Raw genomic sequence first — 25,480 nt, forward strand, 5'->3', positions numbered from 1 at the left:
ATGTATGCTGTTTTATTCATTATATACTCCTTAATATAGGTGATTTGATATAACTATATAATATGAATACATGTTTTTGGCATTTATATATTCAGCTAATAATAATACTTCAACACTATTTAATAGGAATGCCTTTGTATACAACCATGGAAAGAACTATTCCCAAATCTATATAATATACCTTTATATAAGGATACTGTTTTTGTTATCCATATAATAGATATGCTACTATAAAAATTCTAAGTGTATCTCTATATATAAGGTTATACATTTAGATACTAAATCTACATATTATGATATGACACATTTATATAACTTTAGAAAGTCCATATAGCTTGTTTTTGTAAACCAAACCATGAAGCTATACCAGTGTTAGGGATAGAACGACCTGTTTGAACTCTTACTAACAACCTGTTGTTGTTAGTAAAGTGAGTAGTGAAAGTCCTCCCCATAGGGGAACGCCCTATTACTTATAATTATAGCTATATATATTGTATGTGTTTGTTTATACTATTATCTTTGCACTCTGATTTTAATTTATTTTAATGATACATATAACTTTACCTGATGGCAGTGTAAAATCGTTTGAAGAAAACGTTACTCCCATGGATGTTGCTAAGAGCATAAGCGAAGGATTTGCTAGAAATGTAATTTCGGCTAATTTTAATGGTACAACGATTGAAACCGTTACGCCTTTAACCACAGATGGCTCTTTAGTTTTATACACCTGGAAGAATGATGAGGGTAAGACTGCTTTTTGGCATAGTTCGGCTCACGTATTAGCGCAGGCTATTGAAGAGTTGTATGCTGGTGCGAAACTTACTATTGGTCCTGCTATTGAAAATGGGTTTTATTATGATGTAGATTTTGGTGAGCATACGGTTTCTGAAAAGGACTTCAAGGTTATTGAAAACAAAATGATTGAAATTGCTCGTGGAAAACATGAGTTTAAAATGCGAGCTGCTAGTAAAGCTGAAGCTTTGTCCTTATATAAAAGTAACGAGTTTAAAACGGAGCTAATTGAAAATTTAGAAGATGGTACGATTACTTTTTGTGATCATTCTACTTTTACAGATTTATGTCGTGGTGGCCATATACCTAATACGGGTATTATTAAAGCTGTAAAAATATTAAGTGTTGCTGGTGCTTATTGGAGAGGAAATGAAAACAATCCTCAACTTACTCGTGTTTATGGTATTTCGTTTCCTAAACAAAAGGAGCTTACCGAATATTTAGCCATGCTTGAAGAAGCTAAAAAACGTGACCATAGAAAACTAGGTAAAGAGCTAGAGCTTTTTACGTTTTCTAAAAAAGTAGGACAAGGCTTACCGCTTTGGTTACCAAAAGGAGCTGCTTTACGTGAGCGTTTAGAAAACTTTTTAAAAGTTGCACAGAAAAAAGCAGGTTACGAAATGGTGGTGACACCTCATATTGGACAAAAAGAATTATATGTTACTTCTGGACATTATGCTAAATATGGAGAAGATAGTTTTCAGCCTATAAAAACACCCAAAGAAGATGAGGAGTTTTTATTAAAACCAATGAATTGTCCGCATCACTGTGAAATATATAATAGTGCGCAATGGAGTTACAAAGATTTACCAAAGCGTTATGCTGAATTTGGTACAGTATATAGATATGAACAAAGTGGCGAATTACATGGTTTAACTCGTGTAAGAGGTTTTACTCAAGATGATGCACACCTTTTTTGTATGCCAGAACAATTAGATAAAGAATTTAAAGATGTTATTGATTTAGTACTTTATGTATTTGGATCGTTAGGCTTTGAAAACTTTACGGCACAAGTTTCTGTAAGAGATCCTGAAAACCCAGACAAATATATTGGAGATGTTGCTAATTGGGAAAAAGCTGAACAAGCTATTATTAATGCTGCAAAGGATAAAGGCTTAGATTATGTTGTAGAAACTGGTGAAGCAGCGTTTTATGGACCTAAGCTAGACTTTATGGTAAAAGATGCTTTAGGAAGACGTTGGCAACTAGGAACTATTCAGGTAGATTACAACTTACCAGAGCGTTTTGACTTAACGTATAAAGGTAGTGATAATGAGCTACATAGACCTGTTATGATTCACCGTGCACCGTTTGGAAGTATGGAACGTTTTGTAGCATTATTACTAGAACATACAGGCGGTAATTTCCCACTTTGGCTTATGCCTGTACAGACAATTATTTTGTCAATTAGCGAGAAATATGAAAAATACTCTGAAAAAGTTTTAAATTTGCTAGAAAATGACGAAATTCGCGCCCTTGTAGACCATAGAAATGAAACTATAGGAAAGAAAATTCGTGAAGCAGAAATGCAGAAACATCCTTATATGATTATTATAGGGGAACAAGAAGAGAAAGAAAACAAAATAACTGTGCGTCAGCATGGTGGAGAAGATTTAGGAATGATTTCGGTAGAAACATTCTCTGAAATTATAAAAACAGAAATAAAGAAAACGCTAAAGTCGTTTTAAAAAATAAGTCTAACTTAAAAATATAAGGTCATAGCAATACGTAGAAGAAGACAACCCAATAGAAGGGTAATACAAGAAGATAAACACAAGATTAACTCTAAAATTTCATCACCAAAAGTACGTCTAGTTGGAGATAATGTTGAAATTGGTGTATATGATACTCGTGATGCTTTAAAAATAGCAGATGAGCAAGGATTGGATCTTGTTGAGATTTCTCCAAATGCTGATCCTCCTGTTTGTAAAGTTATGGACTATAAAAAGTTTCTTTACGAGCAAAAGAAACGAGACAAAGCCATTAAGTCTAAAGCGACCAAGGTTATTGTTAAAGAAATTCGTTTTGGTCCTCAAACTGATGATCATGATTACGAATTTAAAAGAAAACATGCAGAAAAGTTCTTAAAAGAAGGTGCCAAGTTAAAAGCTTTTGTATTCTTTAAAGGACGTTCTATAATTTTTAAAGAACAAGGACAAATTTTATTATTGCGTTTAGCGCAAGACCTTGAGGAATTAGGAAAAGTAGAGCAAATGCCAAGATTAGAGGGTAAACGTATGACTATGTTTATTACTCCAAGAAAATAATTAAAATATATCTTATATAAATAAGATGCTGAAATATATTCAGCACAAGGTAATTAAGCGAAATAATTAAAACTAGGAGAAGAAAATGCCTAAAATGAAAACAAAATCTAGTGCCAAAAAACGTTTCAAGTTAACAGGTACTGGTAAGATTAAAAGAAAGCACGCTTTTAAGAGTCACATCTTAACAAAGAAATCGAAAAAGCGTAAGCTTGCTCTAACGCATGATGGTTTAGTCCACAAAGCAGATGAGAATAACATTAAAACAATGATGCGTTTAAAATAAACGTTTGTTTTAATCGGTTAAATTAAATTATAAACCCTGGAGTTAGGCAAAAAAATAAAAAGTGTTTATTTATATAAACCGCCTACTACAAAAAAACAATTAAAATTATGCCAAGATCAGTAAATTCTGTAGCAAAAAGAGCCAGAAGAAAAAAGGTTCTTAAACAAGCAAAAGGTTACTTTGGACGTCGTAAAAACGTTTGGACAGTAGCAAAAAATGCGGTTGACAAAGCGATGCAATACTCGTACAGAGACCGTAGAAACAAAAAGAGAACATTCCGTGCATTATGGATAACGCGTATTAACGCTGGAGCCAGATTACATGGATTATCGTACTCTCAATTTATGGGAAAATTAAAAGCTAATGATATTGAATTAAACCGTAAGGTTTTAGCAGATTTAGCTATGAACAACCCAGAGGCTTTTAAAGCTGTAGTAAACAAAGTAAAATAAGGCGTTTCGCCTATTGTTAAACATATTATTCGCTTAATTAAAAAATCCGATTCTTTCGAATCGGATTTTTTTATGCTCTATTTTGGGCGTTCCCTCCGCTCAAACCTACAAGGTTGAAAAAAACCTTGAAGGAATCGCTCTGGTCAGGCTTTCCATTACAAGTCCTCGCTCGTACCTCGCTGTGGGCTTTTCACTGCAATCCTTAACGCAACTTACATGCTAAAGACACTGGCTTTTATAAAATAATTAATTCCCAAAAGCAGTAATAACAATATTTCGGCTACCACCATAATCTCTATGCTCACATAAATAAATACCTTGCCAAATGCCTAAATTTGGTTTTCCATTAGTAATTGGTATTTGAACAGATGCTCCAAGCAAAGATGCTTTAATATGAGCAGGCATGTCATCTGGTCCTTCATAGGTATGTTTATAATATGGCGCATTTTCTGGAACCATTTTATTGAAGTGGCTTTCAAAATCGGTTCTCACTGTATAATCTGCATTTTCATTGATAGTTAAACTAGCTGATGTATGCTTAATAAATACTTGTAATTGACCTATATTTATTTGACTAATTTCTGGTATAGCACTCAGAATTTCATCTGTAATTAAATGAAAACCTCTAGGATATGCTTTTAATTTTATTTGTTTTTGAAAAAACTTCATCATTAAGTCTTTTGTTTCTTTTTCTTAGCCGCAGGAAATAATACATTATTTAAAATAAGTCTATACCCTGGTGATGTTGGGTGCAAGTCTAATTCGGTTTTTGCATCTCCTACTCTATGCTGATAATCTTCAGGATCATGACCACCATAAAACGTAAAAAAACCTTTCCCTTTAATACCATGAATGTATTTTGCTTCTCCGTTAGATTTTGTTTCTCCTAGTACTAATACATTTGATTTTATTTCATCTCGGGTAAACGAAGTAGTTTGTCCCATAAAACCTTTAACCAAAGCTGTATGATTTTGACATAACATAGTTGGAATGGGATCCCATTTTGCAGAAAATTCCATAAGCGAAAAATAATCTACTGTTTTAGATATCATCCTCCGTTTTCGAGTCATATCAATTGATGAAAACTCATAAACAGCAGGGCTTCTTTCTAAAGTATAATTAGTAAATGCGAAAGTTTTTCTATAATCTATTTTATTTTGATAACTCGGGTCGCTTCCATCGCCATCAAACATAGGTTCACAAATATCAATACCTTCTGCAGATAAAGCTATATCAAAACTATCGGTAGCACTACACATTGCAAACATAAAACCTCCACCAACAACATAGTCTCTAATTTTTAAAGCCACCTCTAATTTTTCTTCAGATACTTTATTATAACCTAATTTTGTAGCTAAAGCTTCTGCTTGTTGTTTTTCTTTAATGTACCAAGATGCAGCTTTATATGCGCCATAAAATTTCCCGTATTGCCCGGTAAAATCTTCATGATGCAGGTGTAACCAATCAAATAATAATAAGCCATCGTTTAAAACTTCTTCATCATAAACTGTTTCATAAGGAATTTCAGCATACTTTAAAACCATAGTTACCGCATCATCCCATGGTTGTTTTCCTGAAGGCGTATATACAGCAATTTTAGGTGCTTTTTCTAAAATTACAGCTTCCATATTTTTACTTGGACTGCTTATTTCTTCTAAAATACTTTCTGCTTTAGTATTAGAAATAACTTCAAAAGAAACCCCTCTAATTTGACATTCACGTTGTATAGCCTCTGTGTCTGGTAATAAAAAGGAGCCTCCTTTATAATTGAGTAACCACTTAACTTTTAAATTCTTATTGAGTGTCCAGTACGTTATACCGTAGGCTTTTAAATGATTTTTTTGGCTTTCTACATCCATTGGAATAAGTACGTAGGATGCATAAGTTTTAAAACCTAAACATATAAATAATAAGGTGATAAATATCTTTTTCAATAGAGACTAAACTTTATGAGGTTCCTATGTTGTTCCTCATTTGAAACAACTCAAAATTTTGTTTTTACAAGTTGAAAGATACTTAAAATTTAAGTTTTATCTCATGTGTTTAACAGAAGATTAATTGCTAAAAAGGCACATCATTATCGTCATCATCATTAAACGAACTACCAAAAGCTTGATCTGGGCTTGCTTTATAATTATCAACACTAAATGTATCGTCGTTTGCAGCAGCATTCATTTTAGAGTGAAATTCAGCAGGTGCATCAAAATCATCTAAATTATCAAACTTACCTAAATGCCCGATGAATTTCAAACGTATATTTTCTAAACCACCATTACGGTGTTTTGCAACAATAAACTCACCTTGGCCTTCAGTTGGAGAACGCTCGTCATCATCCCATTCATCAATTTTATAATACTCGGGTCTATAAATGAAACTTACAATATCGGCATCTTGTTCAATTGCTCCAGATTCACGTAAATCGGATAATAAAGGTCTTTTACTTCCTCCACGAGTTTCTACAGCACGAGATAATTGTGATAGAGCAATTACAGGCACCATCAACTCTTTTGCCAAGGCTTTTAAGTTTCTAGAAATCATCGAGATTTCTTGCTCACGGTTACCGCCATGATTACTACCACCTGTCATTAATTGCAAGTAATCAATCATAATTAATTTAATACCATGCTGTGACGATAAACGACGAGCTTTTGCACGTAAATCAAAAATAGAAAGCGATGGTGTATCATCAATAAACAAAGGTGCTTTTTCTAAGCCCTTTACTTTTACATTAAGCTGTTCCCACTCATGTTTTTCTAATTTACCTGTACGCAATTTTTCTGAAGACAAACCTGTTTCACTAGAAATTAAACGTGTTATTAACTGTACTGACGCCATTTCTAAAGAGAAAAAAGCAACAGGTATATTTTGATCTACAGCAATGTTTCTTGCCATAGATAATGTTAATGCCGTTTTACCCATACCAGGACGCGCAGCAACAATAATTAAATCTGATGGCTGCCAACCTGAGGTTAGCTTATCTAATTTTGTAAATCCTGTTGGAATACCACTTAAACCTTCTTTATTTGAAATTTCTTCAATTTTCTTTTTAGCTTGAATTACTAAATCTTGAGCCGTTTCACTAGATTTTTTAATATTTCCTTGAGTAACTTCATATAATTTAGATTCTGCTTGATCTAATAAATCAAAAACATCTTTAGTTTCATCATAAGATGCTTCAATAATTTCATTAGAAATTTTAATTAAACTACGTTGAATAAATTTTTGTAGAATAATACGTGCATGAAACTCTATATGCGCAGAAGAAGACACTTTTTGAGTTAAAGAAATAAGGTAAAAATCGCCTCCTGATTGCTCTAACTTTGCATTCTTTTTTAACTGTGTAGAAACAGTTAATAAGTCGATAGGTTCACTATTTTCAAACAACTGAAAAATAGCATCAAATATATGCTGATGTGCTTCTTTATAAAAAGCATCTGGACTTAAAATATCAATAACTTCATCAACCCCTTTTTTATCAATCATCATTGCTCCAAGCACAACCTCTTCTAAATCAATGGCTTGAGGTGGTATTTTACCTTTTTCAAGACTAATTATGGTGCTTTTATCTACTTTATATCCTTGAACGGGGTTGGGTTGTTTCATAACTACGAAGTTAATAAAAATGAAATCTTTTTTAAAGATTAATAGGTTTTTGATTGTTAACCACTCGTTAACAATTTAACTGTTAATAACTTAAAAATATTGTGAATATCCATAAAAAAAATCTGAAGCTACTAACTTCAGATTTTACCATGATATAGTTTTAAAAGGGTTATCCTTTATAGACTCCCATTTGTGTGTATTTTTCCATACGCTGAGATACTAAATCTTTTGGTGATAAGTTTTTAAGTTCATCAAAATATTTAGTTATGGCATTACTTACAGATAAAAATGTTTTTTCTCTATCTCTATGTGCTCCTCCTAGAGGTTCTTTTATAATTTCATCAACTAGTTTAAGCTTCTTCATATCTGGAGCAGTTAATTTTAAAGCTTCAGCAGCTTGTTCTTTATATTCCCAACTACGCCATAATATTGACGAACATGATTCTGGAGAAATAACAGAATACCAAGTATTCTCTAACATTAATACTTTATCTCCAACACCTATTCCTAAAGCCCCACCTGAAGCTCCTTCACCAACAACTATAGTAATAATAGGCACTTTTAATCGAGCCATCTCTAAAATATTTCTAGCAATAGCTTCTCCTTGTCCGCGTTCTTCAGCCTCTAATCCTGGATAAGCTCCTGGAGTATCTAAAAATGTTATAACAGGAATTCCAAATTTTTCGGCCGACTTCATTAATCGTAATGCTTTACGGTAGCCTTCTGGGTTAGCCATTCCAAAATTTCTGTATTGGCGAGTTTTTGTATTATAACCTTTTTGCTGACCAATAAACATGTAGCTTTGGTCTCCTATTTTACCTAAACCACCAATCATGGCTTTGTCGTCTTTAAAGCTTCTATCACCGTGCAATTCTAAAAACGAATCTCCACAAATTGCTTTAATATAATCTAAAGTATATGGTCTTTCTGGATGGCGAGACATTTGTACTCGCTGCCAAGGTGTTAGATTTTTATAAATATCTTTTTGAGCTTCTTTAAGCTTTTTAGCTATTTGAGTACATGTTTCTGTTACATCTACTTCACTCTCTTCCCCTATAATTCTACATTTTTGAAGTTGATCTTCAAGTTCTTTTATAGGGAGTTCAAATTCTAAGTATTCCATAAGAATCTCGTTTTGCTATTTAAATCATTTGGTTAGTCTACAAATATAAAAACTTTAATTTTGATACACAGCTAAGATTCTTTTCTTTTTCTAATACTACTATTTTTTATCAAACCATTTAATAAAACAGTAGCAATAATTATAGTTGCACCGTAGTAAAAATATGTACTCATTTTTTCTTTTTCGGGAAATAAAATAAGTGCCATGATAATGCCATATATAGGCTCCAAATTATATGTTAAAACTACTGTGTATGGACTAATTAACTTCATAACATATACGGAAGCAATAAAAGCGTAAGCTGTACAAACAGATGCTAAAATAAAAAGATAAACAAAATCTAATTGGATTAAATTGAAGAATTCTACTGAAAAACCTTCACCAAAAAAAATAATATATAAGGAGATAAAAAAGACACCACTTAAGAACTCATAAAACGAAATAATAGTTGCTGTATGCTGTTTTAAAAACTTACCGTTTAACACTGCAAATAATGATGAAAAAAAAGCTGATGATATTCCTAAAATAATACCTGTTAGATATTTAATTTCACTTTGGGTTATTATAAATACGCCAATAACGACTATAATTCCGAAAACAATTTCATACTTAATAATAGATCGTTTAAAAATAATAGGCTCTATTAAAGATGCAAAAAAAGCTCCTGTAGAAAACATAGCCAAAGCTATAGATATATTGGCTTCTTTTATTGATGCAAAAAAGGTAATCCAATGCAAAGCAATAATTATTCCTGCAATAGATAGCCTAAGAAGTGATTTTAAATTTATCTTTAATTTAATCTTTGCTATTTTAATGTAAACGAACATTAAAATAGCAGCTATAACCATTCTAAACCAAACTAAAGGGATAGCTTCAATAGTAATAAGATCTCCTAAAATAGCTGTAAACCCAGCGATGAAAACTAGAAAATGTAAATGGAAATAATTTTTAAGTTTAGCGTTTTGCATTATATAGAAGGTATGCAGCTAAAATACCAAAAAGAACATTAGGAAACCAGACTGCCACCAAAGGAGAAAAATCAGACTGTTCTGCCATAACTCCAAAAATCTTATCGAAAAACACAAAAACCATAGCTATACAAATACCAACAGCCAAATTAACCCCCATACCTCCTCGCCTTTTCATAGAAGAAACAGCAACTGCTATAATAGTCAAAATAAATACGGATGCAGGTAAACTCCACTTTCTATATAAAACTAATTGAAAACGACCAACATTAGGCGAACCACTCGCTTTTTCTTTTTCAATAAATCGCTTTAAATCGCCATAAGTTTTGGTTTCAGCAGCATATTCTTCGGGTATCAAATCATTAACCTGAAAAGCGAAAAGTGTATCTTTTGATCTAATAATTTCTAATTTGTCTTCTCTTTCTCCAATATTTCTTTTAAAATAATTGGTTAACTTATAAGTTGTATCTGCTTCAACATACTTAATTGTACTTGCTGAAATTTTATATTTTAACTCGTTACCATCAAAATGCTCTAATGTAAAATTATATCCAATATTATTTTTATCATCAAAACTGCTAACATATACAATTTCGTTATCATTTATTTGCTTAAAAACATTGTTCTTAACCACAGGACTTCTGCCTTTTTTAAAATATTTAAAACTAAAATCGTTAAAGCCCTGACTAGCTTGTGGTGCCAAAAATAAACCAAGAAAAATAGCTAATATGGCTACAATTAAAGCCCCTATTAAATAAGGTCTTAAAAACCGAGTAAAAGATACTCCAGAACTTAAAAAAGCAATAATTTCAGTATTATTAGCTAATTTTGAAGTGAACCAAATTACAGATAAAAATAAAAACAATGGAAATAATAAGTGTGCAAAGTAGATTGTAAAATCCAAAAGATACCAAAGCACTTCATTTAATGGTACATCTTGCTCAAGAATTTTACCAATTTTTTCTGCTAAATGTACTGTTATCCCAATAGGAATAAATAGCAAAAGCATCATAGCAAATGTGAATAAATAACGCTTTAATATGTACCAATCTAGTATCTTCACCTATAATCTGTTATTCATTTGTTTTACCATTTTCTCTTTCCAAACATAAAAATCTCCTGCTAATATATGTTTTCTTGCTTCTCTAACCAACCATAAATAAAAACCTAAATTATGTATAGTTGCTATTTGTTTACCTAACAATTCATTAACGGTAAACAAATGTCTTAAATAAGCTTTACTATACTCGGTATCTACAAATGTAATACCCATTTCATCTATAGGTGAAAAATCTTCGGCCCATTTTAAATTTTTAATATTTATAGAACCATAAGCCGTAAACAACATGCCGTTTCTTGCATTACGAGTTGGCATAACACAATCAAACATATCTACACCTAACGCAATATTTTCTAAAATATTGATTGGTGTTCCAACTCCCATTAAATATCTTGGTTTATCTTCTGGTAAAATACTACAAACTACATCTGTCATAGCATACATTTCTTCTGCAGGTTCTCCAACCGATAATCCACCAATAGCATTCCCTACAGCTCCAGCATTTGCAATATATTCTGCAGATTGCTTTCTCAAGTCTTTATAAGTACTACCCTGTACTATTGGGAAAAAAGCTTGATTATAATCATATTTTAAAGGTGTTTTCTCTAAATGATTGATGCATCTATCTAACCAACGATGCGTCATATGCATCGATCGTTTTGCATAATTATAATCACATGGGTATGGTGTACATTCATCAAAAGCCATAATAATATCGGCACCTATAGTTCTTTGAATTTCCATTACATTTTCTGGTGTAAACGTATGGTAACTACCATCTATATGCGATTTAAAACGAACGCCTTCTTCTTTTATTTTTCTATTATCTGAAAGTGAATATACTTGATAACCTCCAGAATCTGTTAGAATATTTCTATCCCAATTCATGAATTTATGCAAGCCACCTGCTTTTTCAAGAACCTTAGTTTGTGGTCTTAGATATAAATGATAGGTGTTTCCTAAAATTATATCTGGATTTATATCATCTTTCAACTCACGCTGATGCACTCCTTTTACAGTAGCTACTGTACCAACAGGCATAAATATTGGGGTTTCTATAATACCATGGTCTGTAGTTATTTTTCCGGCTCTTGCTTTACTTTGAGGATCTTTAGCTTTTAATTCGAATTTCATCTGTATCAACGTATAAGTTGGCAAAGATAAATAACTAAAAACCGATATCAATATTAATAAAAAGGAAATAATTTTTGTTTGGCAACGTTTTTGATATAGTTAATAAAATCTTAAAACGAACATTTATGAACAATTTAAAAAAATTCCAAAGTCACTTTAGAATCAAAAGTGCTTTAGGCAAGAATCTATTTTTTATTTTAATGATTGCCATATGTATCCCTACTGCTACAATGGCTCAAACTGCTAATGGTATTGGATTTAAAGCTGGATTAAATTACAATGCTAACGGTGATTATTTTCAATCTATTAGTACAAATGCCCAAAACCCTGATAGGAATGTTGGCTACCATTTTGGTTTATTTGGAAAAATAGGTAAAGAAATATACTTTAAACCAGAGCTTGTCTACACAAGTACTAAAAGTGATTATGAAGATGATAGTTTTAAAATGCAAAAAGTAGATGCGCCTTTATTAGTAGGAATAAAAGTTTTAGGTCCTATTAGTGTTTTTGGTGGGCCATCATTTCAATACATACTAGATTCTGAATTTGACGGTGTTGCTATTAATGATATTGAAAATGATTTTTCAGTAGGTTTAAACTTCGGAATTGGATTAAATCTGAATAAAATTGGTATTGATCTAAGGTATGAGAGAGGTTTTAGCAAAAACGAAGCTTCTTTTTTAAACAATAATAATATTAATACTAGTAGACTTGATACACGCCCTGATCAATTAATAGTAAGTTTATCTTTGATTTTATAAACAAAATCTAAAATTCACAAAACAAAAAACCTCGCAATTGCGAGGTTTTTTGTTTTGTGAATTTTATAGTTATACTACTTAGATACTGCATCATCAGTATCTAAAAAGTTAGGAGTACCATCTCCATCTGTATCATCATTTGTAGGATCTCCATCATTATTAATATCTTCATTTATTGTAAGTACACCATCTCCATCATCATCTGAATCGGCATAATTTGGTGTACTATCACCATCTGTGTCGTCATCGGCTAATTGATCTAAATTAATAAGTTCTCCATTTCCATTTAAATCTTCTAAATATGATGGAACTCCATCGCCGTCATGATCATTTTCTGCCATCTGTAACAATTCAAACTTAAAATTTATTGGAGAATATGCTGGAATTCCTGTTGTTGCATTAGAGAAATAAGCCAATCCAGAAGGCACAAACATAACACCTATACCATAATTCATATAATTTACAATTCCACCTGTACCATCCTCAAATGATTCTGTAGTATTAAACTCAGTTAAAACTTTTCTCCATGCAGGAATTAAAGACGTTAAATCGAAATCTACTGGTGTAACTGCACTATCAAAAACTGAATGATCTAATAAAAAACCCTCATATCTAACTCGAACTAAATCAGCAAAGTTAGGAGATTCTGTTCCACCACCTTGATTCAATCTTAAAATATAAATTTTATAATCTGTATCAGCAAAATTTACAATTTTTGTTTCAACTGCATCTTTTAAAACAGTATTACCATCCGGCACAGCTCCTGCACCAAATTCAGTAATAACTATATCTTCAATACTAGGATTTTCATTAGATTCAAATTCACTAGAATTATAATAATGTGTTTCTAAATATTCAATTAAAGTAGCATCATCAGTTATTTGCTGCTCTGCTCTATCTCGCACTTCAATAACTATAACATCTGTACTATCATCATCTTTATTACATGAGACAAAACCAACTAGTAGCATTAAAACTAACAAAGTTATTTTTTTAATTTCCATATACTTCTTCTTAACTTTTTATTTTATTTAAAATAACACTGTTAAATAACTACTCTCTTATAAGTAATTACATTTGTATTAATGATAATTTTACTTTAATCCTTATTTTTGAGGCGCAAGATACAATTTTAATGTAATCTTGCACAACAACATTAACGTAGTTTTCACAATAATTATATGCGTATAGATAAGTATTTATGGTGTGTTAGATATTACAAAACTAGAACACTTGCTACAACTGCCTGTAAAAAAGGACAGGTTAGAGTAAATAACGACATTGTAAAACCTAGTAGAGAAGTTTTTGCCCAAGACATTATTGGATTAAGGAAAAACCAGATAAACTATAGTTTAACGGTTAATGATATTCCAGAAAGTAGAATTGGTGCCAAATTAGTTGACCTTTACAGAACAGATACTACACCTAAAGAACAGTTTGATGCTCAAGAGCTTTTAAAATACTCTAAAGATTATTACCGAAAAAAGGGCGTTGGTAGACCAACAAAAAAAGATAGAAGAGATATTGATGATTTTACTGATGAAAATGAGTAATTTTATGCTTTAAATAAAATCATAAGCTAGTATATGTTATGAATAATGTGATATTAAACCATAGTGAAATAAACCATAAAATTCGACGCATAGCTTTTCAGATATATGAAAGTAATGTATATGAAGAAGAAATAATTTTAGCAGGTATAGATAGTAATGGTTACATACTTGCAAAAAAACTAAAAACAGTTTTACAAAAAATATCAGACATTAAACCCATACTTTGTAAAGTTGTAATCGATAAAAAAAACCCCTCACAAACAATTAAAACATCAATAAAGGCTGAAGAATATAAAAATAAATCTTTAGTTTTAGTTGATGATGTTTTAAACTCGGGCACCACTTTAATATATGGTGTAAAACACTTTTTAGATGTACCACTTAAACAATTTAAAACAGCTGTTTTAGTAAATAGAAATCATAAAAAATACCCTGTTAAAGCAGATTTTAAAGGCATTTCATTATCTACTTCTTTACATGAACATGTAGAAGTTGTTCTTGTAGGAAAAGTTTATGAAGTAATTTTAGAATAATTGCAACTTCAATTCTTCAACAATTTTATTTTTCGATTTACCATCTATACTTATAGTTAATTCTGCTTGACTATAATACGGTGACCGCTCAAATAAATGCTTACCAATAAATTCGGCTAAAGCTTCTTCTGTTTCTATATGAGCTATTAAAGGGCGCTTTGCTTTCTTTTTTATTAGCTTTTTTACTAATTTAGGTATAGACGCTTTTAAATAAACACTCTTCAAATTTTTAGCATTTAATATGGTTTCCATATTATTACCAAAACAAGGTGTACCTCCGCCTACAGATAATATTATATCATTTTTAGTATTTAAAATTTCTTGCAAATAAAATGATTCTTGCTTTCTAAAATATATTTCCCCTTTATTTTTAAATACATCTGAAACAGTCATTTTTTCTATTTCTTCAATATAATCATCTAAATCAACAAACTTATAGTTTAACTTTTTAGCCAACATCTTTCCTAAAGTTGACTTTCCAGAAGCCATATATCCAATTAAAACTACTATCATTTTTATGTTACAAATTGATTATTAAAAACATACGTTTAAGTAGTGCAAAAAAACAAAAAATTATTTAAAAAAAGCCTTGTTTAATTGAAAATAGGTTTTATATTTGCACCCGCTAACAGGGATGTATGTTAGTACTGAAATGACCTGGTAGCTCAGTTGGTAGAGCATCTCCCTTTTAAGGAGAGGGTCCTGGGTTCGAGCCCCAGCCCGGTCACAAAAAAAGTTAAGCTTTATTGCTTAACTTTTTTTATTTTTAATCACTTCATATAATGCGCACGTGGCGGAATTGGTAGACGCGCTGGCTTGAGGGGCCAGTATCCGTTTAGGATGTGGAAGTTCGAATCTTCTCGTGCGCACTATAAAAATTTATATTTCACCTATTTTTCCTATATTTTTTTTCACAAAAAATAAAATAATTAATAGCTTTTTGTAGTATATTAAATTAATTATGTTAATTTTGTTTAAAGAAAAAACCAAAATAGTGAACAATATTCAGACTAATTTTAGCATAAAAGATTTAGAGAACCTTACCGGAATAAAGGCTCACACCATCAGAATATGGGAAAAACGCTATAATTTACTTAGCCCAAATAGATCTGAAACCAACATAAGGAATTATAGTATAACAAGTTTTCAAAAACTTTTAAATATATCTTATTTAAATAATAACGGTATTAAAATATCTAAAATTGCGAGTCTTAAAGAAGACGAAATACCTGCTAAAGTTAGAGAAATAGCATCTAGGGCTAAAGTTGAAGATCATGCTATTAATGCTTTAAAAATGGCAATGATTAATTTTGATCAAGTTTTATTTTACAATACTTACAACAACTTAATTGAAAATAAAACATTTAGCGATATATTTTACACTGTTTTCCTTCCGCTTCTTAATGAAATAGGACTTTTATGGCAAACAAATACAATAACACCAGCGCATGAGCATTTTTTATCTGTTCACATTAAACAAAAAATTCTTTTGAATATTGAAAAGCTTCAAAGTTTAGAACCAAAACCAGTTTCTAAATCCTATGTACTTTTCTTACCAGATAGTGAGATTCATGATATTGGTTTGTTATTTGTAAACTACCAACTAAGGAGCAAAGGCTACCATACTATATTTCTTGGAGAAAGTGTACCAATGGAAAGCTTGACAGATTTGCTTGATTTTTTTGAAGAAATTACTTTTATTTCTTATTTTACAGTATACCCTGAAGTAGAAAACATTCCTGATTACATAAATAAATTCAACGATTTATTACTTAAAAAAGAAAACAGTAACTTAATACTTTTAGGGCCAAAACTAGCTGATGTAGAAATGTCTAATTTCCCAAAAAAGATTAAGACATTCACTTCAATAGAAAATTTAGTAAAAGAGTTATAAATATATTTTTTATTGTTTAACTTTTAACTATATTTGTTAAACAATATGAAAAAAACAATAAACATAATTGGATCAGGATTCTCTTCATTAGCCGCTTCTTGCTACTTAGCTAAATATGGATATGACGTAACTATATTTGAAAAAAACAAGACTATTGGTGGCCGTGCAAGACAGTTAAAGAAAGAAGGTTTCACCTTTGATATTGGTCCAACCTGGTATTGGATGCCTGATGTTTTTGAACGCTTTTTTAATGACTTCAATAAAAAACCTTCAGACTATTACTCTTTAGAAAAATTAAACCCTGCATACAGTGTATATTTTGATAAAGATGATTTTATAACAATTGAAGACACTTTAAGTAAAATAAGTGCTGCTTTCGAAAAAGAAGAACCTGGAAGTTCAATCAAATTAAAGAAATTTATAAAAGAAGCTAGAAGTAATTATGATGTTGCCATTAAGGATTTAGTTTACAATCCTGGAATTTCTCCAACAGAACTTATTACACCAGCTACAATTAAAAAGATAAATCAATTTTTTAGCACTATAAAAAGAGATGTTAGAAAAGAGTTTAAAAACCCTAGACTTGTAAAAATTCTTGAATTCCCAGTACTATTTCTAGGCGCCAAACCTAGCGATACACCATCTTTCTATAGTTTTATGAATTATGCAGATTTCGGACTTGGAACATTTCATCCTAAAAAAGGCATGTACCAAGTTATTCTTGCTATGGAAAATTTATCAAAAGAATTAGGTGTAAAAATAAGAACAGAAGAAACTATTGAAAAAATAATTGTTGAGAATGGTGTTTCAAAAGGTATTGTATCTAATGGGAAAACATATAAATCTGATGTAGTAGTTAGTGGTGCCGATTACCATCATACAGAAACATTACTAGAAGATTCATCCAGACAATATTCAGAAAGATATTGGAATAAAAAAACATTTGCACCTTCTTCATTACTATTTTATGTTGGGTTTAACAAAAAACTAAAAAATGTAAATCATCACACCTTATTTTTTGATGTAGATTTTGATGTTCATGCAGAAGCTATTTATGACAATCCGAAATGGCCAGAAAACCCTTTGTTTTATGCAAGCTTCCCAAGTAAAACTGACGATTTTGTTGCTCCAGAAGGAAAAGAAGCTGGCATATTTTTAATTCCCCTAGCACCAGGTTTGGAAGACACACCAGAATTAAGAGAAACGTCTTTTAATAAAATTATTAATCGTTTTGAAAATTTAACATCACAAAATGTAAAAGAAAGTATTATATTTAAAGAAAGCTTTTGTATAAACGATTTCATAAAAGACTATAATTCATATAAAGGAAATGCTTATGGTATGGCAAATACCTTAATGCAAACTGCTTTTTTAAGACCAAAGTTGAAAAGTAAGAAAGTAAAAAACTTATTTTTTACAGGGCAGCTAACTGTTCCAGGGCCAGGTGTTCCACCATCATTAATATCTGGAAAACTTGTTGCAGATTTAGTAACTAAATATCATAACTAAAATGAAAGCAATCTTTGATACCGTTTCTTATAATTGTAGTAAACTTGTTACTAAAACATATAGTACCTCATTTTCACTTGCTACAAAAATGCTTTATAAAACCATAAGAGCAGATATATATAATATTTATGGTTTTGTACGTTTTGCTGATGAAATAGTTGATTCATTTCACGATTATGACAAAGAAATGCTATTTAATAAGTTTTCTGATGATTTAGAAAGCGCCTTAAATGACAAAATAAGTTTAAACCCCATTTTAAACTCGTTTCAATATACATTCCATAAAAATAATATTGACAAGAGTTTGGTAGGTGCTTTTATGAAAAGTATGCGGTTAGATTTACATAAAACAGATTATCTAACCGATGAAGAATATAAAGATTACATCTATGGTTCTGCAGATGTAGTTGGACTCATGTGCTTAAAAGTATTTGTAAAAGGTGATCATGCAAAATATGATGAACTAAAAAGTACAGCAATGGCTTTAGGTTCTGCATTTCAAAAAGTTAATTTTTTAAGAGATTTAAAAGCAGATTTTGAAGGTTTAAATAGAACTTACTTTCCTAATACCGATTTAAATAATTTAGATGAAACTTCAAAACAACAAATTATTGATGATATTGAAGCTGATTTTGAAAAAGGCCTTAGCGGTATAAAGAAACTACCTATTGAAGCTAAATTTGGTGTTTTTATGGCATACCGCTATTACAGGCAACTTTTAAAAAAACTAAAAAAGACACCAGCTTTAAAAATTAAAAACACGAGAATACGAGTTTCAAATCCTAAAAAAATAGAACTCTTAATGCGTAGTTATGTAAAATATCAGCTAAATTTAATGTAAATTTAAATCATGGAAACTTTACTTTGGATATTAGTTTTTTTTGCTACCTATTGCTTCATGGAATTTATGGCATGGTTTACACATAAATATGTTATGCATGGTTTTTTATGGAGTTTACACAAAGACCATCATAAAAAAGACCACGATAGTTGGTTTGAACGCAATGACGCTTTTTTTATTTTTTATGCAGTTGTAAGTATTACTTTTTTTCTACTATGGAAATATAACGATTTATGGATTGGCTTGCCTATAGGTATTGGTATTTTCGCTTATGGCTTCTCTTATTTTATGGTACACGATATTTTTATACACCAACGTTTCAAATTATTTAGAAATGCTAATAATTGGTATGCAAAAGGCGTAAGACGCGCACATAAAATGCACCATAAACATTTAGGAAAGAAAGATGGCGAGTGTTTTGGAATGTTATTTGTTCCTTTTAAATATTTTAAAAAATAATAGATGGATTATTTATACCTTCTATTAAATTTAGGTTCATTATCTATCCCGTTTCTTTTTAGTTTTCACCCTAAATTAAAATTCTACAATTATTGGAAACCATTATTTATAAGCATTGTTATAAGCATGCTTATTTTTATTCCATGGGATGTCTTTTTTACAATTAAAGGGATTTGGGGCTTTAATTCAACCTACTTTTTAGATATAAAAATTTTAAACTTACCTCTAGAAGAATGGTTATTTTTTATTTGCATTCCTTATGCGTGCGTGTTTACACATTATTCGCTTCTATATTATTTTCCTAATTTAAAATTACCTAGAACAACTTCTAAAACAATTTCTTATTTATTGTTTCTGGCATTTTTAATAATTTCAATCTACCATTATGAAAAATGGTACACTTTTGTGAATTTTATTTTAGCAGCCCTACTAATAGCTATAGTTATTACTAAAAACCCAGAACTTTTAAGGTCTTTTTTTCTTACCTTTTTAATAATGCTTATCCCTTTTTTTATAGTTAATGGTATATTAACGGGAAGCTTTATAGAAAATGAAGTTGTTTGGTATAACAATTCTGAAAATTTAAACATCAGATTATTTACCATTCCAATTGAAGATACCGTTTATGCGTTTACACTTATTCTTCTAAATCTATTTATTATTAATTTAATACAGAATTCAAAAAAGAAATCTTAAGTATTTACGACATTTACAGGGCTTCCGTTTAAATAAGCCTCCAAATTTTTAGCTGTAATATTCATTAATCTTGTTCGTGCTTCTTTAGGCGCCCATGCTACATGCGGTGTTATAATACAGTTTTTGGCGTTTAATAATGGATTCTCAGCTTTAATAGGTTCTTCTGAAACAACATCGACAGCCGCTGCAGAAACTTTTCCTGAATTTAAAGCTTCTGCTAAATCTTGCTCGACCACTAAACCGCCTCTCGCTGTATTAATAATCATTACACCATCTTTCATTTTCATAATATTATTAGAATTAATGATACCTTCAGTACTCTTAAAAAGTGGGCAGTGTAAACTTATAATATCTGATTTAGAAAACAATTCATCTAACTCAACCTGTGTACAGGTATCAGACTCTAATTCAGGTTTCTTACTTCTATTATTAAATAAAATATTTAAACCAAAAGCTTGAGCCACTTTAGCTGTAGCTTGCCCAATACTACCAAAGCCAATAATACCCATTGTTTTTCCTTGAAGTTCAACCAAAGGTGAATCCCAAAAAGAAAAATCTAAAGATTTTGTCCATTTACCGCTTTTCACGGCATTATTATGATCTCCTACATGATGACACATTTCTAACAACAAAGCCATTGTAAACTGAGCAACAGAAATGGTACTGTATGCAGGAACATTAGTAACTATAATTCCTTTTTCTTTTGCAGCTACAACATCTACAACATTATAACCTGTAGCTAAAACACCAATATATTTTAAATTTGAAGTCCTTGTTATCACTTCTTTTGGAAGAAGCGTTTTGTTGGTATAAACAATATCGGCATCACCAATTCTTGTTATAATCTCTTCTAAATCAAATGGAGTTCTGTCATAAACCAACAAATTACCCTGCTGTTTTAAAGTGTCCCAACTAAGATCTCCTGGGTTTAAAGTATAACCATCTAAAACTACTATTTTCATACCTATTCTTTTTTTTCTATTTAAGACAAAAATAATTACAGTCATTGGCTAATTCAACAAACTATCAATAGCCTTTCTTACTTTTTCACTATTCCAATTTGCAGCACCAACTTCATCTATAACCACATTACCTTCTTTATCTATTAAAAATGTTCTAGGAATAGAAGAAATATTAAAAAATTCTGGATATGCCTCATGTGGCCTAAACACTTTAAAAGTGTAATTATTTTTCTTTAAAAACGGATTAATCTTGCTATAATAATCATTAGTTACAAAAATAAATTCTACTTTGGTATTATAATCTTCATATAATTTCTGAATACTTGGCATTTCAGCAATACATGGGGGGCACCAAGTTGCCCAAAAATTCATAAAAACCACTTTTCTTTTTGCTTCTTCAAAATTATAAATGTTATTATTTTCATCTATTAAATTCCAATTATAACTATCAAGTTTAGTTAATTTTTCGTTTTTAACAGTTACAGATTTTATTAAAGCTAATCCTTTTTGTAAAAAGACTTGAATAGGTTGACGCGTTTGCGGAATGAAGAACAAGGCAATAACTATTAAGAAAATAATATTATTCCTTTTTTGTTTTGTGATTTTCATTTTATGAATTAAAAAAGCATAGTATCTATGTCGAAACTATGCTTTTTATCTAACAAAACAAATTATCTAATTATTTTATCTCATAACATTTCCAGATAAACTTACAACTGGCCCTGTACCCATTGTTAGAGTAACATGATCTACAGCATCAGATGGTACAACATGCGCTAAGGGTTTTAATGTAAATGGTGCTGGACTATTATCTGGATATGGCTCTACTGAAACAACAATAGTTGCTCCTCTTAAATCTGTTGGAAAAGTTAATCCTGATGGTGCATTTTGAAGATAATCTTCTCCTGGAAATGCAGGCCCATCTCCCATGTCTCCTTTAAATAATGTTGTTGCTGCATTATCATCAAAATCATTAACATCTGTAAATGTACCAGAACTTACAGGCATACCATTAATTACAGACCATCCCTCATATTTCCATCCGTTTGGTAAAACTGGTAAATCTAAACCAACTGTTGGTGATCCACTTGAAAGATCTAAAAACCATACACCACTTCGTTCATCATTATCAGATCCATTAGTTGGAGTTGCTAAAATATACTTACCAGAACTAGCACCAAAGTCTGCCACAATTCCGTTAGAATTAACAATTGCTTGGTCTCCAGAAAAATCACCAGCTAAAATTTTAGTAGCTGCAGGAGCAGGATCTGAATCTACAGCAGGTTCAATAGAAAGCACAAATTTTGTAGCATTAGTTAATTCATCAGCATCAACTGTAAAAGATTGCGGAAATGTTACTGAAGAAAAAGTACCTGTAGAAACTGGTGCTCCATTTACAATAATCCATCCTTCGTAAACAAAATCATCACCTAATTCATCTAAACCGGCTAAATTCAAGGTTAATTCAGATGTACTAGCCATACCTTCGTTATTCTTATCACAAGATGTCACTAAAATTCCAGTTGCTAAAATCGTAAAAAACATTTTTTTTATCATCACTATTATTTTTAAAGTTATTTATACTTCAAAAGTATAGTTAGATACTTTAATAAAATGTTAGCTATCTAACACTAAGCAATGTTTTTATAAATTCTTATTTCTTTTCTAGAGAATTCAATAACTTTTTCCTCTTTTAGTTCATTTAATAGAATATTTAATGTGGGTCTTGAAGTACCTATTAATGAAGCAATATCTTTTTGAGTGTAAGGGTGTAGAATTACTTTGTCTCCAGTTTTTTCACAATCATAGCCATAATCTTCACATAACTCACTTAAAAATTCAAGAAGACGAGTTTTTGTATCTTTAAATAATAGTAACTGTAAACGCCTCTCTAGCTTTTTTAATTTAAAACCAATTATTTTATATATTTTAAAGCTAAATGTTTGGTTATCCCTCATTAAACCATGCATTGTCTCTATACCAATAGGACAAATATTAGTACCATTATCAATAGATTGTGCAAATTCTTCACGTTTAGTTTCACCAAGAATAGCTTTTTCACCAAAAAGTTCACCTTTGGTTAAAATAGCTTTAACAATTTCCTCTCCATCTTCACTATAATAACCAATCTTTACCTTACCTCGTTCTATTAAATAGACCTTATTAGAGCTATCTTCTTCAAAATATATGTAGTCTTTCTTTTTATAGGCATCAAAACTATGATCTGTTTTATAAGCCTTAAATTTATGTGGGCATAGTATTCTAAAAAGATTCACATCATCAAAAAACCAAATTGATTTCATATGTTTACTATTGTTTAATTAGCTTTTTAAAAGTCGAAAAGAAGACCTAAAGCTTACAAAAAAGCATAAAAAAACCTCCTTATTATAGGAGGCTCTTCAATATAAAATCATTCTATTTTATTCTTCTTCATCTGAAACAACTTCTTGCTCCTCTTGAATTCCATCTAACAAATTATGTTGTTGCAGTAAATTATACCATTGTATAACCTTTTTAATATCACTTGCATAAACTCTATCTTCATCATATTCTGGTAAAACACCAAAGAAATACTCTTCTAATTTGTCTTTACTATCTTTAGGCTTAACAGATGTTGGTTGTCCGTTCTCTTTTTCTTTAATAGTTTCAAGAACTTGTTTTAATGGCACTTCTTCTGTTAAGGTATAAATAGCAATTTCACTTAAAACACTAACGTTTTGTCTTACGCTTATAGATATACGTTTTTTATCTATTAATGATTCAGCTACAAAACCACCTCGAGTTTGAGTTACTAATTTGTATAATCCAGGTTTTCCTCCTATTGCTAATATTTTATCTAAACTCATAAATTATTTTTTATTGAAAGGCGCAAATATCATCTGTTTATTAATGTCTTGCAAATATTATCTTCTCTTTTTTTGAGCAGGAAAACGCATTCTGTAATCTACATTTATTTTCCCTTTTGAAATATTAGTCAACCTACCTTTTATTAAACGCTTTTTTAAAGTAGAAAGTTTATCTGTAAATAAAACACCTTCTATATGATCGTACTCATGTTGAATGACTCTTGCTATTAAACCATCAAAAGTTTCAGTATGTTGCTTAAAATTTTCATCAAGATATTCAATGGTAATTTTTGGTTGTCTAAATACATCTTCTCTAACATCAGGAATACTTAAGCAACCTTCATTAAAAGCCCATTCATCACCTTCTTCTTTGATTATTTTTGCATTTATAAAAACACGTTTAAAGTCTTTTAAGTTATTTTGTTCTTCTTCAGATAAATCTTCATCTTCAGAAAAAGGATTTGTATCAACTAAAAACAAACGTATTGGCAAGCCTATTTGAGGTGCTGCCAAACCAACACCAAAAGCATTGTACATGGTTTCGAACATATTAACTAAAAGATCATCGAGTTTAGGATAATCTTTAGTAATATCTTCTGCTTTCTTTTTTAAAACAGCATCTCCGTATGCTACTATTGGTAAAATCATTAATTAGTCTTTCTATTATTAGTTGCAAAAATACAATATTTAGAAACTGTATTTATGACTAAAATATACTTTTTAAGTTTTTAGTTATTTTGAATATAAATAACTTTGAAGAATAAGCGTTGCACTAATCTCATCTACAAGTGCTTTGTTTTTACGTTGTTTTTTTTTCAAACCACTATCAATCATTGTTTGAAAGGCCATTTTAGAAGTAAAACGCTCATCAACTCTTTGCATAGGTATATTAGGAAATTGTTTTTCTAACTTAACCAGAAAAGATAAAATTAAAGCTTCACTCTCTGAAGCTGTATTATCCATTTGTTTAGGTTCACCTACCAAAAACAATTCTACTTGCTCTTTACTCGTATAGTCTTTTAAAAAAACTAGTAATTCTTTAGTGTTAACAGTTGTAAGACCTGAAGCTATAATTTGGAACTCATCTGTTACAGCTATTCCTGTTCTTTTTAAACCATAATCTATTGCTAATATGCGAGCCATATATAAAATTTATGCAAAAATAATGTATTAAAATAAAAAAGACCGTCTTTTAAGACAGCCTTTATTCAATAGTTTAACCTTGAATATTAATATTTGAATATGATTTTTTAACTAAGCCTTTATAGCTTTATTTATTTTTGGAAATACCAATTTTAAGTTATCAACTTTTCTTTCTCTGTTTAAGTAAATTCTAATATCACTACTACTACGTGCAATAGACTCTTTTAATTGAGAAGCATCAATTAATAATACTTCGTTTTCATTTACCACATCAGTTGATTCTTCAACAGCTACAATAACTTTGTTATCATTATTAGAAACAGATACAGTATCATTAGTATCAACTTTAACAACTTCTAAAGTGCTTTGTGCATTTCCAAAAGAAAAAGAAAGTAATAAAATTAATAATATGTATAAATTTGTTTTCATCTGTTTATCATTGTTTGATGGTTCAAATATATATCTAGACTTAGAGTTGCACACAAAAAATTAGTTGTAACACTTTTAATTTTCGTTTAGTAGTGGACTGACAAATTTTTATCGACAAACAGATTAAACACTTATTTATTCGATAAAAAACTCATTTATTTGCATTTCGTCC

General features: G+C 30.4%; 29 protein-coding genes and 2 tRNA genes. 14 read left to right on the top strand and 17 right to left on the bottom strand.

Annotated elements, in window-relative coordinates; all coding sequences use genetic code 11:
* Nucleotides 1-545: 545 nt before the first annotated feature.
* The 4 genes from thrS to rplT all read left to right on the top strand — a co-directional run bounded on the left by thrS (nt 546) and on the right by rplT (nt 3,794).
* On the top strand, nt 546-2,480 hold the full coding sequence (thrS, locus tag ACH5TW_RS03315; RefSeq protein WP_439335065.1) for a threonine--tRNA ligase: 1,935 nt from the start codon (nt 546-548) through the stop codon (nt 2,478-2,480).
* A 69-nt stretch (nt 2,481-2,549) separates the two neighbouring features.
* Nucleotides 2,550-3,059: a translation initiation factor IF-3 gene (infC, locus tag ACH5TW_RS03320; protein ID WP_439335340.1), complete on the top strand. Its 510-nt coding sequence runs from the start codon at nt 2,550-2,552 to the stop codon at nt 3,057-3,059.
* A gap of 85 nt (nt 3,060-3,144) precedes the next feature.
* The gene (gene rpmI, locus ACH5TW_RS03325) at nt 3,145-3,342 is read left to right on the top strand and encodes a 50S ribosomal protein L35 (RefSeq protein WP_415862833.1); all 198 of its coding nucleotides are present in this window, start codon (nt 3,145-3,147) and stop codon (nt 3,340-3,342) included.
* Between the two features lie 107 nt (nt 3,343-3,449).
* Entirely contained in the window at nt 3,450-3,794 is a 345-nt protein-coding gene (gene rplT, locus ACH5TW_RS03330; protein ID WP_439335066.1) for a 50S ribosomal protein L20, read from the top strand.
* 246 nt (nt 3,795-4,040) lie between these two features.
* Here rplT and ACH5TW_RS03335 read toward each other — a convergent pair whose 3' ends face one another.
* From ACH5TW_RS03335 to tgt, 7 genes are all read right to left on the bottom strand, one after another.
* Nucleotides 4,041-4,463: a secondary thiamine-phosphate synthase enzyme YjbQ gene (locus ACH5TW_RS03335; RefSeq protein WP_439335341.1), complete on the bottom strand. Its 423-nt coding sequence runs from the start codon at nt 4,461-4,463 to the stop codon at nt 4,041-4,043.
* 2 nt (nt 4,464-4,465) lie between these two features.
* A complete protein-coding gene (locus ACH5TW_RS03340; RefSeq protein WP_439335342.1) occupies nt 4,466-5,653 on the bottom strand; it encodes an asparagine synthetase B in 1,188 nt (395 codons plus the stop codon).
* Nucleotides 5,654-5,855: 202 nt separating this feature from the next.
* The gene (dnaB, locus tag ACH5TW_RS03345; protein WP_439335067.1) at nt 5,856-7,397 is read right to left on the bottom strand and encodes a replicative DNA helicase; all 1,542 of its coding nucleotides are present in this window, start codon (nt 7,395-7,397) and stop codon (nt 5,856-5,858) included.
* A 169-nt stretch (nt 7,398-7,566) separates the two neighbouring features.
* Nucleotides 7,567-8,520, bottom strand: a complete 954-nt coding sequence (locus ACH5TW_RS03350; RefSeq protein WP_439335068.1) for an acetyl-CoA carboxylase carboxyltransferase subunit alpha — start codon at nt 8,518-8,520, stop codon at nt 7,567-7,569.
* 71 nt (nt 8,521-8,591) lie between these two features.
* Nucleotides 8,592-9,488, bottom strand: coding sequence for a DMT family transporter (locus ACH5TW_RS03355; protein ID WP_439335069.1), 897 nt, complete (start codon nt 9,486-9,488; stop codon nt 8,592-8,594).
* Nucleotides 9,475-10,551, bottom strand: a complete 1,077-nt coding sequence (locus ACH5TW_RS03360) for an LptF/LptG family permease (protein WP_439335070.1) — start codon at nt 10,549-10,551, stop codon at nt 9,475-9,477. The genes ACH5TW_RS03355 and ACH5TW_RS03360 overlap by 14 nt, the downstream gene beginning before the upstream one ends.
* Nucleotides 10,552-11,682, bottom strand: a complete 1,131-nt coding sequence (tgt, locus tag ACH5TW_RS03365) for a tRNA guanosine(34) transglycosylase Tgt (RefSeq protein WP_439335071.1) — start codon at nt 11,680-11,682, stop codon at nt 10,552-10,554.
* 200 nt (nt 11,683-11,882) lie between these two features.
* Here tgt and ACH5TW_RS03370 point away from each other — a divergent pair, with 200 nt between their 5' ends.
* The gene (locus ACH5TW_RS03370; RefSeq protein WP_439335343.1) at nt 11,883-12,443 is read left to right on the top strand and encodes an outer membrane beta-barrel protein; all 561 of its coding nucleotides are present in this window, start codon (nt 11,883-11,885) and stop codon (nt 12,441-12,443) included.
* 74 nt (nt 12,444-12,517) lie between these two features.
* Here the strand turns inward: ACH5TW_RS03370 and ACH5TW_RS03375 are convergent, their stop codons facing one another.
* Nucleotides 12,518-13,447 carry an FKBP-type peptidyl-prolyl cis-trans isomerase gene (locus ACH5TW_RS03375; RefSeq protein WP_439335072.1) on the bottom strand — a complete coding sequence of 310 codons (930 nt, stop codon included), beginning with the start codon at nt 13,445-13,447 and terminating at the stop codon, nt 12,518-12,520.
* Between the two features lie 177 nt (nt 13,448-13,624).
* On the opposite strand from ACH5TW_RS03375, the gene ACH5TW_RS03380 reads away from it, so the two are divergent.
* Both ACH5TW_RS03380 and ACH5TW_RS03385 read left to right on the top strand, forming a co-directional pair.
* Nucleotides 13,625-13,996 carry an RNA-binding S4 domain-containing protein gene (locus ACH5TW_RS03380; protein WP_439335073.1) on the top strand — a complete coding sequence of 124 codons (372 nt, stop codon included), beginning with the start codon at nt 13,625-13,627 and terminating at the stop codon, nt 13,994-13,996.
* Nucleotides 13,997-14,034: 38 nt separating this feature from the next.
* A complete protein-coding gene (locus tag ACH5TW_RS03385; protein WP_439335074.1) occupies nt 14,035-14,529 on the top strand; it encodes a phosphoribosyltransferase family protein in 495 nt (164 codons plus the stop codon).
* On the opposite strand, the gene ACH5TW_RS03390 is transcribed toward ACH5TW_RS03385, so the two are convergent.
* Entirely contained in the window at nt 14,521-15,042 is a 522-nt protein-coding gene (locus tag ACH5TW_RS03390) for a shikimate kinase (protein WP_439335075.1), read from the bottom strand. The two genes, ACH5TW_RS03385 and ACH5TW_RS03390, sit on opposite strands and share 9 nt — an antisense overlap.
* Before the next feature lie 141 nt (nt 15,043-15,183).
* Between ACH5TW_RS03390 and ACH5TW_RS03395 the strand changes: the two genes are divergently transcribed.
* From ACH5TW_RS03395 to ACH5TW_RS03425, 7 genes are all read left to right on the top strand, one after another.
* Nucleotides 15,184-15,256 (top strand) — tRNA-Lys (locus tag ACH5TW_RS03395).
* A gap of 57 nt (nt 15,257-15,313) precedes the next feature.
* Nucleotides 15,314-15,398, top strand: a tRNA-Leu gene (locus ACH5TW_RS03400).
* A 125-nt stretch (nt 15,399-15,523) separates the two neighbouring features.
* Nucleotides 15,524-16,423 (top strand): MerR family transcriptional regulator, encoded by a 900-nt coding sequence (locus ACH5TW_RS03405; protein WP_439335076.1) that lies wholly within the window; start codon nt 15,524-15,526, stop codon nt 16,421-16,423.
* Nucleotides 16,424-16,468: 45 nt separating this feature from the next.
* Nucleotides 16,469-17,932 (top strand): bifunctional phytoene desaturase/3,4-desaturase, encoded by a 1,464-nt coding sequence (gene crtID, locus ACH5TW_RS03410; protein ID WP_439335077.1) that lies wholly within the window; start codon nt 16,469-16,471, stop codon nt 17,930-17,932.
* A 1-nt stretch (nt 17,933) separates the two neighbouring features.
* On the top strand, nt 17,934-18,773 hold the full coding sequence (locus ACH5TW_RS03415; RefSeq protein ID WP_439335078.1) for a phytoene/squalene synthase family protein: 840 nt from the start codon (nt 17,934-17,936) through the stop codon (nt 18,771-18,773).
* A 9-nt stretch (nt 18,774-18,782) separates the two neighbouring features.
* Complete coding sequence (locus ACH5TW_RS03420) at nt 18,783-19,232, top strand: sterol desaturase family protein (RefSeq protein ID WP_439335079.1); 450 nt, start codon at nt 18,783-18,785, stop codon at nt 19,230-19,232.
* 3 nt (nt 19,233-19,235) lie between these two features.
* Complete coding sequence (locus tag ACH5TW_RS03425) at nt 19,236-19,928, top strand: lycopene cyclase domain-containing protein (RefSeq protein WP_439335080.1); 693 nt, start codon at nt 19,236-19,238, stop codon at nt 19,926-19,928.
* Here the strand turns inward: ACH5TW_RS03425 and ACH5TW_RS03430 are convergent.
* The 8 genes from ACH5TW_RS03430 to ACH5TW_RS03465 all read right to left on the bottom strand — a co-directional run bounded on the left by ACH5TW_RS03430 (nt 19,925) and on the right by ACH5TW_RS03465 (nt 25,308).
* Nucleotides 19,925-20,890 carry a D-2-hydroxyacid dehydrogenase gene (locus ACH5TW_RS03430; RefSeq protein ID WP_439335081.1) on the bottom strand — a complete coding sequence of 322 codons (966 nt, stop codon included), beginning with the start codon at nt 20,888-20,890 and terminating at the stop codon, nt 19,925-19,927. The genes ACH5TW_RS03425 and ACH5TW_RS03430 overlap by 4 nt on opposite strands.
* Before the next feature lie 48 nt (nt 20,891-20,938).
* The gene (locus ACH5TW_RS03435) at nt 20,939-21,499 is read right to left on the bottom strand and encodes a TlpA family protein disulfide reductase (protein ID WP_439335082.1); all 561 of its coding nucleotides are present in this window, start codon (nt 21,497-21,499) and stop codon (nt 20,939-20,941) included.
* Between the two features lie 75 nt (nt 21,500-21,574).
* Nucleotides 21,575-22,435, bottom strand: a complete 861-nt coding sequence (locus tag ACH5TW_RS03440) for an anti-sigma factor (RefSeq protein WP_439335083.1) — start codon at nt 22,433-22,435, stop codon at nt 21,575-21,577.
* An 86-nt stretch (nt 22,436-22,521) separates the two neighbouring features.
* Nucleotides 22,522-23,193: a Crp/Fnr family transcriptional regulator gene (locus ACH5TW_RS03445; RefSeq protein ID WP_439335084.1), complete on the bottom strand. Its 672-nt coding sequence runs from the start codon at nt 23,191-23,193 to the stop codon at nt 22,522-22,524.
* Between the two features lie 117 nt (nt 23,194-23,310).
* A complete protein-coding gene (locus ACH5TW_RS03450; protein WP_439335085.1) occupies nt 23,311-23,736 on the bottom strand; it encodes a DUF5606 family protein in 426 nt (141 codons plus the stop codon).
* A gap of 57 nt (nt 23,737-23,793) precedes the next feature.
* Nucleotides 23,794-24,384: a peptide deformylase gene (gene def / locus ACH5TW_RS03455; RefSeq protein ID WP_439335086.1), complete on the bottom strand. Its 591-nt coding sequence runs from the start codon at nt 24,382-24,384 to the stop codon at nt 23,794-23,796.
* 84 nt (nt 24,385-24,468) lie between these two features.
* On the bottom strand, nt 24,469-24,879 hold the full coding sequence (ruvX, locus tag ACH5TW_RS03460; RefSeq protein ID WP_439335087.1) for a Holliday junction resolvase RuvX: 411 nt from the start codon (nt 24,877-24,879) through the stop codon (nt 24,469-24,471).
* Between the two features lie 111 nt (nt 24,880-24,990).
* Nucleotides 24,991-25,308: a hypothetical protein gene (locus ACH5TW_RS03465; RefSeq protein ID WP_439335088.1), complete on the bottom strand. Its 318-nt coding sequence runs from the start codon at nt 25,306-25,308 to the stop codon at nt 24,991-24,993.
* Between the last annotated feature and the right edge of the window lie 172 nt (nt 25,309-25,480).

This window comes from Thalassobellus sediminis (assembly GCF_044386045.1).
Lineage (GTDB): Bacteria > Bacteroidota > Bacteroidia > Flavobacteriales > Flavobacteriaceae > Thalassobellus > Thalassobellus sediminis.

Coding starts and splice junctions, on each gene's coding strand:
- ACH5TW_RS03335 (WP_439335341.1), bottom strand. CDS start 4,463: ATGAAGTTTTTTCAAAAACAAATAAAATTAAAAGCATATCCTAGAGGT.
- ACH5TW_RS03440 (WP_439335083.1), bottom strand. CDS start 22,435: ATGTTTTTTACGATTTTAGCAACTGGAATTTTAGTGACATCTTGTGAT.
- dnaB (WP_439335067.1), bottom strand. CDS start 7,397: ATGAAACAACCCAACCCCGTTCAAGGATATAAAGTAGATAAAAGCACC.
- ACH5TW_RS03370 (WP_439335343.1), top strand. CDS start 11,883: ATGATTGCCATATGTATCCCTACTGCTACAATGGCTCAAACTGCTAAT.
- ACH5TW_RS03385 (WP_439335074.1), top strand. CDS start 14,035: ATGAATAATGTGATATTAAACCATAGTGAAATAAACCATAAAATTCGA.
- ACH5TW_RS03380 (WP_439335073.1), top strand. CDS start 13,625: ATGCGTATAGATAAGTATTTATGGTGTGTTAGATATTACAAAACTAGA.
- tgt (WP_439335071.1), bottom strand. CDS start 11,682: ATGAAATTCGAATTAAAAGCTAAAGATCCTCAAAGTAAAGCAAGAGCC.
- thrS (WP_439335065.1), top strand. CDS start 546: ATGATACATATAACTTTACCTGATGGCAGTGTAAAATCGTTTGAAGAA.
- ruvX (WP_439335087.1), bottom strand. CDS start 24,879: ATGGCTCGCATATTAGCAATAGATTATGGTTTAAAAAGAACAGGAATA.
- ACH5TW_RS03415 (WP_439335078.1), top strand. CDS start 17,934: ATGAAAGCAATCTTTGATACCGTTTCTTATAATTGTAGTAAACTTGTT.
- ACH5TW_RS03390 (WP_439335075.1), bottom strand. CDS start 15,042: ATGATAGTAGTTTTAATTGGATATATGGCTTCTGGAAAGTCAACTTTA.
- crtID (WP_439335077.1), top strand. CDS start 16,469: ATGAAAAAAACAATAAACATAATTGGATCAGGATTCTCTTCATTAGCC.
- ACH5TW_RS03450 (WP_439335085.1), bottom strand. CDS start 23,736: ATGAGTTTAGATAAAATATTAGCAATAGGAGGAAAACCTGGATTATAC.
- ACH5TW_RS03420 (WP_439335079.1), top strand. CDS start 18,783: ATGGAAACTTTACTTTGGATATTAGTTTTTTTTGCTACCTATTGCTTC.
- ACH5TW_RS03465 (WP_439335088.1), bottom strand. CDS start 25,308: ATGAAAACAAATTTATACATATTATTAATTTTATTACTTTCTTTTTCT.
- ACH5TW_RS03355 (WP_439335069.1), bottom strand. CDS start 9,488: ATGCAAAACGCTAAACTTAAAAATTATTTCCATTTACATTTTCTAGTT.
- rplT (WP_439335066.1), top strand. CDS start 3,450: ATGCCAAGATCAGTAAATTCTGTAGCAAAAAGAGCCAGAAGAAAAAAG.
- ACH5TW_RS03445 (WP_439335084.1), bottom strand. CDS start 23,193: ATGAAATCAATTTGGTTTTTTGATGATGTGAATCTTTTTAGAATACTA.
- rpmI (WP_415862833.1), top strand. CDS start 3,145: ATGCCTAAAATGAAAACAAAATCTAGTGCCAAAAAACGTTTCAAGTTA.
- ACH5TW_RS03430 (WP_439335081.1), bottom strand. CDS start 20,890: ATGAAAATAGTAGTTTTAGATGGTTATACTTTAAACCCAGGAGATCTT.
- ACH5TW_RS03375 (WP_439335072.1), bottom strand. CDS start 13,447: ATGGAAATTAAAAAAATAACTTTGTTAGTTTTAATGCTACTAGTTGGT.
- ACH5TW_RS03350 (WP_439335068.1), bottom strand. CDS start 8,520: ATGGAATACTTAGAATTTGAACTCCCTATAAAAGAACTTGAAGATCAA.
- ACH5TW_RS03435 (WP_439335082.1), bottom strand. CDS start 21,499: ATGAAAATCACAAAACAAAAAAGGAATAATATTATTTTCTTAATAGTT.
- ACH5TW_RS03340 (WP_439335342.1), bottom strand. CDS start 5,653: ATGGATGTAGAAAGCCAAAAAAATCATTTAAAAGCCTACGGTATAACG.
- ACH5TW_RS03425 (WP_439335080.1), top strand. CDS start 19,236: ATGGATTATTTATACCTTCTATTAAATTTAGGTTCATTATCTATCCCG.
- def (WP_439335086.1), bottom strand. CDS start 24,384: ATGATTTTACCAATAGTAGCATACGGAGATGCTGTTTTAAAAAAGAAA.